Source organism: Mesorhizobium sp. M6A.T.Ce.TU.002.03.1.1, assembly GCF_003997275.1.
In the GTDB taxonomy this organism is placed as follows: domain Bacteria; phylum Pseudomonadota; class Alphaproteobacteria; order Rhizobiales; family Rhizobiaceae; genus Mesorhizobium; species Mesorhizobium mediterraneum.
Window position 1 is genome coordinate 1 of the sequence record NZ_RZTI01000201.1, and the last position, 7,086, is coordinate 7,086.

At 61.6% G+C, this 7,086-nt stretch carries 8 protein-coding genes; 7 read left to right on the forward strand and 1 reads right to left on the reverse strand.

Annotation, left to right across the window (positions count from 1 at the left end; translation table 11 throughout):
• The first annotated feature begins 388 nt into the window (after window positions 1-388).
• The 6 genes from rpoD (at window position 389) to EOC93_RS31760 (ending at window position 5,388) form a co-directional block, all read left to right on the forward strand.
• A complete protein-coding gene (rpoD, locus tag EOC93_RS31735; RefSeq protein ID WP_095488943.1) occupies window positions 389-2,410 on the forward strand; it encodes an RNA polymerase sigma factor RpoD in 2,022 nt (673 codons plus the stop codon).
• A gap of 209 nt (window positions 2,411-2,619) precedes the next feature.
• Window positions 2,620-2,913 (forward strand): GYD domain-containing protein, encoded by a 294-nt coding sequence (locus tag EOC93_RS31740; protein ID WP_095488944.1) that lies wholly within the window; start codon window positions 2,620-2,622, stop codon window positions 2,911-2,913.
• A gap of 97 nt (window positions 2,914-3,010) precedes the next feature.
• Window positions 3,011-3,646 (forward strand): sulfotransferase family 2 domain-containing protein, encoded by a 636-nt coding sequence (locus tag EOC93_RS31745; RefSeq protein ID WP_095488945.1) that lies wholly within the window; start codon window positions 3,011-3,013, stop codon window positions 3,644-3,646.
• A 115-nt stretch (window positions 3,647-3,761) separates the two neighbouring features.
• Complete coding sequence (locus tag EOC93_RS31750) at window positions 3,762-4,142, forward strand: DCC1-like thiol-disulfide oxidoreductase family protein (protein WP_185928263.1); 381 nt, start codon at window positions 3,762-3,764, stop codon at window positions 4,140-4,142.
• 167 nt (window positions 4,143-4,309) lie between these two features.
• Window positions 4,310-4,981 (forward strand): PadR family transcriptional regulator, encoded by a 672-nt coding sequence (locus EOC93_RS31755; RefSeq protein ID WP_095488946.1) that lies wholly within the window; start codon window positions 4,310-4,312, stop codon window positions 4,979-4,981.
• Window positions 4,982-5,094: 113 nt separating this feature from the next.
• Window positions 5,095-5,388: an HlyU family transcriptional regulator gene (locus EOC93_RS31760; protein ID WP_095488947.1), complete on the forward strand. Its 294-nt coding sequence runs from the start codon at window positions 5,095-5,097 to the stop codon at window positions 5,386-5,388.
• A gap of 166 nt (window positions 5,389-5,554) precedes the next feature.
• Here the strand turns inward: EOC93_RS31760 and EOC93_RS31765 are convergent, their stop codons facing one another.
• Window positions 5,555-6,190, reverse strand: a complete 636-nt coding sequence (locus tag EOC93_RS31765) for an FMN-dependent NADH-azoreductase (RefSeq protein ID WP_095488948.1) — start codon at window positions 6,188-6,190, stop codon at window positions 5,555-5,557.
• A 110-nt stretch (window positions 6,191-6,300) separates the two neighbouring features.
• On the opposite strand from EOC93_RS31765, the gene EOC93_RS31770 reads away from it, so the two are divergent.
• Window positions 6,301-7,086, forward strand: a 786-nt coding sequence (locus tag EOC93_RS31770) for a LysR family transcriptional regulator (RefSeq protein ID WP_164759362.1), incomplete at its 3' end; no start/stop codon positions are given.

Consider the following 7,086-nt stretch of genomic DNA (forward strand, 5'->3'; position numbering starts at 1 on the left):
GGGCTGGGCGGGCGTAGGTCGAAGCTTACGAAAGAGTGAAAGTGCAGGACCGTGCTTGCGCGTCGAATCAGCCGCGGCGCTTTAAGTCGGGTAATTGATTCGCTTTTTTCATGCGAATCATGCGAGAGGCGCTTGACCTTCTGGCAGAATGACGGAATCAGGACGATTCGAAACGTTAACCCGCGCCGGCGTCGACGGGAAGTGCAGCGATGTGAGGTACCGGTCACTGGACAGGCATTCGGCCTGCCACAGATACCAGGGTTAATCTGGACTTAACGAGAGATGCAGTTACTGGCCCGGGGAAGCGCGCTCAAGAGCGAGCGCATCTGATTTAACCGGCACGGCAGCTTACGCGGCTTGATACTTGGCCGCTTGGAGAAAATAAAGAATGGCGACAAAAGAAAAGGAAGAGGTCGAGACCGAACGCGAAGGAGCCACCGATGGCCCTCTGCTCGACCTTTCCGACGATGCTGTCAAGAAGATGATCAAGGCCGCCAAGAAGCGCGGCTATGTCACCATGGATGAACTGAATTCGGTGCTGCCCTCGGAGGAAGTGACCTCCGAGCAGATCGAGGACACGATGGCCATGCTCTCCGACATGGGCATCAACGTGGTCGAGGACGACGAGCAGGGCGAGGAGCCCGAAGCCGCCGATGCGGCTGCCGACGCCGAGGAAGACGCCAACGAACTGGCCGAGCAGACCGGCACCGCCGTTGCCGCGACGACCACCAAGAAAGAGCCGACCGATCGCACCGACGATCCGGTTCGCATGTATCTGCGCGAGATGGGCTCGGTCGAGCTTCTGTCGCGCGAGGGCGAAATCGCGATCGCCAAGCGCATCGAGGCCGGCCGCGAGACGATGATCGCGGGCCTGTGCGAAAGCCCGCTGACGTTCCAGGCCATCATCATCTGGCGTGACGAGCTCAATGAATCGAAGATCCTGTTGCGCGAGATCATCGACCTCGAAGCGACCTATGCCGGGCCGGAGGCCAAGCAGGCGCCGGTGGTCGAGCGGATCGAGGAAGCCAAGACCGAGGAAAAGCCGCGCCGTTCGCGCGAGGACGAGGACGACATCACCAATGTCGGCGCCGACACGCGCGGTCTGACTGATGACGACGAGGAAGACGAGGACGAGGCCAGCCTGTCGCTGGCGGCGATGGAAGCGGAACTGCGCCCGCAGGTGATGGAGACGCTCGACGTCATCGCCGACACCTATAAGAAGTTGCGCAAGCTGCAGGACCAGCAGGTCGAGAACCGGCTGGCCGCAGCCGGCACGCTGTCGCCCAGCCAGGACCGCCGACTGAAGGAGCTGAAGGACCAGCTGATCAAGGCGGTGAAGTCGCTGTCCCTAAACACGGCGCGCATCGAGGCGCTGGTCGAGCAGCTCTACGACATCAACAAGCGCCTGGTGCAGAATGAAGGCAAGCTGTTGCGGCTGGCCGAAAGCTATGGCGTGCGCCGCGAGGAATTCCTGAAGGAGTATCAGGGCTCGGAGCTCGATCCGAACTGGACGCGCTCGATCGGCAATCTGACCTCGCGCGGCTGGAAGGAATTCACCAAGAACGAGAAGGACGCGATCCGCGATCTGCGCGCCGAGATCCAGAACCTCGCCACCGAAACGGCGATCTCGATCCTCGAGTTCCGCAAGATCGTCAACCAGGTGCAGAAGGGCGAGCGCGAAGCCGCGATCGCCAAGAAGGAAATGGTGGAGGCCAATCTGCGCCTCGTCATTTCCATCGCCAAGAAATACACCAATCGCGGCCTGCAGTTCCTCGATCTGATCCAGGAAGGCAATATCGGCCTGATGAAGGCGGTCGACAAATTCGAATACCGGCGCGGTTACAAGTTCTCGACCTACGCGACATGGTGGATCCGGCAAGCGATCACCCGTTCGATCGCCGACCAGGCGCGCACTATCCGCATTCCGGTGCACATGATCGAGACGATCAACAAGATCGTACGCACCTCGCGCCAGATGCTGCACGAGATCGGCCGCGAGCCGACGCCGGAGGAACTGGCGGAAAAGCTCGCCATGCCGCTGGAAAAAGTGCGCAAGGTGCTGAAGATCGCCAAGGAGCCGATCTCGCTCGAAACGCCGGTCGGCGACGAGGAGGATTCGCATCTCGGTGATTTCATCGAGGACAAGATGGCGATCCTGCCGATCGATGCGGCGATCCAGGCCAATCTGCGCGAAACGACGACGCGGGTGCTTGCTTCGCTCACCCCGCGCGAAGAGCGCGTGCTCAGAATGCGCTTCGGCATCGGCATGAACACCGACCACACGCTGGAAGAAGTCGGCCAGCAGTTCTCGGTGACCCGCGAGCGTATCCGCCAGATCGAAGCCAAGGCGCTGCGCAAGCTCAAGCACCCGAGCCGCTCGCGCAAGCTGCGGAGCTTCCTCGACAGCTGATGCCGGGGTACCGGATAAGCAATTTGAAGGGCGCTGCGGCGCCCTTTTTCGTTCGCGGCACAGAGATTGTCTCGCAGACGGTGCGGTTGTTCTTGCAGCACACCTGCTGTGGGAGGATAATCTCGTGTCGGATGCATTTTCTGGGCGACAAACCCGGATGCCCGCCCCGGCAGTGACGCCGTGCTCCGAGGCCCCGGAGGGAGGTGTGCATGACGAACTATATCGTGCTGATCAACTGGACGGAGCAGGGCGCCAAAAATGTGCGCGAGTCGCCGAAGCGGCTCGATGCCGCCAAGAAGCTGCTGGGAGACATGGGCGGCTCATTCAGGGCGTTTTATCTCACCATGGGCGAATGCGATATGGTGGCGATCGTCGAAGCGCCCGACGACGCGGTGCTCGCTCGTTTCTCGCTGATGCTGGCGTCAGGCGGTAACGTGAGGACGCGGACGCTCAAGGCTTTCCCGGAATTGGCCTATCGCGAGATCATCGCCTCGCTCGGGTGAGACGCTGCGCGGCTACAGACCCGCGCAAGGCCGAGTTCCTGATATCGGAAGGTCGGGCGCCGCTTGACGGCGCCCGATCCGCCGATCATGAGGAAGAATGCTGCTTTCGCTCGAAAAGAACTTCATTTTCATCCATATCCCGAAGACCGCCGGGACCTCGCTCACCCGTGCGCTAAGTCCGTGGAGCTTGAGACCGCAGCGAACGCAATGGCGTCGCCTGCTGTCACATCTTCCCGTGCGCGAAACGCCTCAAAATGCGTTCCTCAGGCAGCATGACAAAGCAAGCTGGGTGAAGCACAAGCTGCCGGCGGAGATCTATGATAGCGCCTACAAATTCGCCGTCGTGCGCAACCCTTTCGAACTTGCGGTCTCGACCTATTATTTCCGCCGCGACTATCTCTCCGGCCGGCGCTGGCACAGAGCCAGGGTCTTGGATTTCAAGGCTTTCCTGCGCTATCTCGAACGCAAGAACCGGCTTGTGCGGGTGGACCAGACGAGCTGGATTTCGGACAGGCACGGAAACCTCATCATCGACGAGATTTTGCGGTTTGAAACACTGGCCGAGCAATTTAATGCGCTGGTCGAACGACTCGATCTGCCGGGCGAGGTGAAGCTTCCCCGGTCAAACGTCAATACACCTTACGATTATCGCGCGGTCTACGATGACGAGGCGAAAAGCATCGTGCGACGGCTCTATTTCAGGGATTTCGAGCGCTTCGGCTACAAATTCTGACTTTTCAGACCGCAATTCGTCGGCAAGATGCCGCGTCGCGGCCAGGCTGGTCCGGACGTTGCGGGGCGAGGACATTTCCCGGATAGTCAGCGCAGCCCTTCAGGTCGCTAAACACATGCCCAAGCCTCTGCTGACCATCTGGTACAACACCCGTTGTCCGGTTTGCGATGCCGGCATCGTCAGGCAGAAGCGGCGGCTGGTCGAGGCGATCAAGGCCGGGCGGATAGCGTTTCGCGACATCAATGCCGAGCCGTCGGCGCTGGCCGGATACGGCGTGTCGCTGGAGGACATCCGCCGCCGGCTGCATGCAACCGATGCGGACGGCAAACTGCTGGTCGGCGCCGACGTCGCAATTGCCGTCTGGCTGGCAACACCGGGCGAGGGCTGGCTGGCGGCGCTGTTCGGCAACCGCGTCGCGCTGCCGTTGACGCGCTATGCCTATGATCGCTTCGCCGATCTTCTCTATGCCTGGAACCGGCGCAAGGGTCGCTGGTAGCCGGCACAGACATCCTTCATCGAAAGGCCGGAACTGACTCCGGGCCGCAAATGCGCGCCTTCAATCCTGCGGCGCGGAATTAAGTTACATCGTAAGATATATCTTGATTCAATCGTCTCACACGCCTAATTAAGATATATCGTAAGACATAACTCAAGGGGCAGACAATGCACAGACATCATCATTTCGGGGAGCGCGCCGAGCGCGTTTTCATGCATATGGCCGGCAAGTTCGGCGGCCGTGGCGGCGGCTTCGGCCCATTTGGCCACGGCATGAGGGGCGGCGGCCGCGGCGGGCCGGGCGACATGTTCCGCGCCGGACGCATGCTGGCCGACGGCGATCTCAAACTGATCACGCTGTCGCTGCTGGCCGAGGCTCCGCGCCACGGCTACGACATCATCAAGGCGCTGGAGGAGCGCACCAGCGGCGTCTACAGCCCGAGCCCGGGGGTGGTCTATCCGACGCTGACGTTCCTGGAAGAGGCCGGCTATGCCGTCTCGTCGGCGGAAGGCAACAAGAAGGTGTTTTCGATTACCGAGGCAGGGCAGGCGCATCTCAACGACAATCGCGAGATGATCGACCATGTGCTCGACCATCTCGAGCGTTTCGGCCGCAAGATGGCAAAGGCGCGCGACTGGTTCGGCTGGAACGACGATGGCGAGGATGGCGGACGGCGCGGCCGAGGCCGTTCGGAAAAGCGCGACGAATTCCGCGCAGTGCGCCACCGGCTGCGCGCAGCCCTCGGTGACATCGTCGATGCGCCGGCTGAAAAACAGGCCGAGGCGATCAGAATATTGGAAGGGGCCGCCGAAGCCCTGGAAGCGCTGTCACGCGACTGATCTCTGGTAGGCCGGGCCGGATGCGGCCCTTGCCCGTTTGCCTAAGGACCGCTAGTGAAAATCATCCTGCACCACGCTATGTGATGCAGGATGATTGCGTTGGAGGATACCCCATGTCTTTTCTGAAGCGTCTTTTTGGCGGTGGCGGCAGTGACGTGGGCGAGCCAAAAAGCGCTGCACCGGCAAAGCAGATCGAGCACAAGGGATTTCTGATCAGCGCCACGCCCTACAAGGCGGAGGGCCAATACCAGACCTGCGGGGTGGTTTCGAAGGAAATCGACGGCGTGATGAAGGAGCACAAATTCATCCGCGCCGACCGTTTTGCCGGGCTCGACGACGCTGTCGACATCTCGATCAAGAAGGGCATCCAGCTCGTCGACGAGCAGGGCGAGAAGATGTTCGGTTAGCCTGGCAAATGGCGATGTCGCGCGACTTCGGAGCGACGTCAGAAAAGCCTTGTCGCTGCCCTTGAGCTGTAGGATCTGCCGACGCCTCGTCGGGCATCAGGCGGATGGCAAAAAGGCAGGCGCCGGGCGCCTGCCTTTTCAATTCTGGTTAGCAGTTGCTCGCGCTCTACGCGGCAGTGGCGACCGCTCCGGTCGAGGCCACCAAGGCATCCACCTTGGCGGATGCCTTGGCCAGAGCGGCCGTGATGGCCTCGGGACCCATGCTGACGCCTTCGATGCGGATGACGTCGACGTCGGTTATGCCGATGAAGCCAAGCACGCTACGCAGGTAAGGGATGGCGTGGTCCAACTGCACGGCGGCGCCTTCCGAATAGATGCCGCCCGAGGCAAGGACAATGTAGACCTTCTTGCCGGTGACGAGCCCCTTCGGGCCATCCTCGCCATAAGCGAAAGTCTTGCCGGAGCGGGCGACGTGATCCACCCAGGATTTCAGGGTCGACGAGATGCCGAAATTGATGAAACCGGTGGCCAGGATGATGGTGTCGGCCGCAAACAGCTCATCCAGCACGGCGTCGGAAACGCCGACGACTTCGGCCTGGCGCTGGGTGCGGGCTTCGACGGGCGTAAAGATGCCGGTCGAATAGTCCGGATCGATATGCGGCAGCGGGTTGGCGACAAGGTCGCGCACGGCCAGCTTGGCCGAGGGATCGGCGGCGAGCAGCTTTTCCGCGAGCTCGGTGGCGATGCGGGTGGAATGTGAGGCAGTGCCGCGCGGGCTCGACGTGACAAGAAGGATGGACATAGCGGGCTCTCCAGGATTGGAATGATTTGTCCCGCCAGATATGGGTCCATCGACCCATTTGAAAAACTGGTATATTTTCTATATAATCCATCTACAATCTGGATAAGGCAATGCAACCCAATCCGACGCTCGACCAACTCCAGATCCTTGTGGCCGTCGCCGATACCGGCAGCTTCTCCGCCGCCGGCCGCAAGCTCAACCGCGCGCAATCGGTCATCAGCTACGCCATCGCCAATCTGGAGGCGCAGCTTGGGCTGAAGCTCTTCGAGCGCGAGGGCACGCGCGAACCGCAGCTGACCGATGTCGGCCGGGCGACGCTGGAAGATGCGCGGCGCATGGTCGGCATGCTGCAGCGCATCCGCTCGCGTGTCGACGGCCATAAGCAAGGGCTGGAGGCGGAAGTCAGTATGTCGGTCGACGTGACGCTGCCATTGCCGGTACTGGTTCGGGTGCTGAAGGCATTCGAGGCGCAGTTTCCGACCGTGATGTTGCGCCTGCATATAGGCTCGCTCGGCCTGATCCTTGACCATGTCGTGGGCGGACAGGCCGATCTCGGCGTTGGCGGCATTTTGGGCGAAGCCGACGTCAACCTTTTGCGGATCGGCTTCACCACTTTGGTGCCCGCTGCCGCGCCCAGCCACCCCTTGGCGCTGCTTCCACGGCCGGTGCCGCTCGAGGAGGTGCGCGAACATATTCAGCTTGTCGTCAGCGACCAGTCGGAGCGCACGCGGGGGCGCGACTACGGCGTCTTTGCCTACCGCACCTGGCGGCTGACCGATGTGCGCACCAAGCATGCGCTGATGCGCGAAGGGTTGGGTTGGGGCGGGCTGCCGCGCTGGCTGATCGCCGACGATCTGGCAAGCGGTCGGTTGGTCGAACTCGACCTAGAGCCCTAC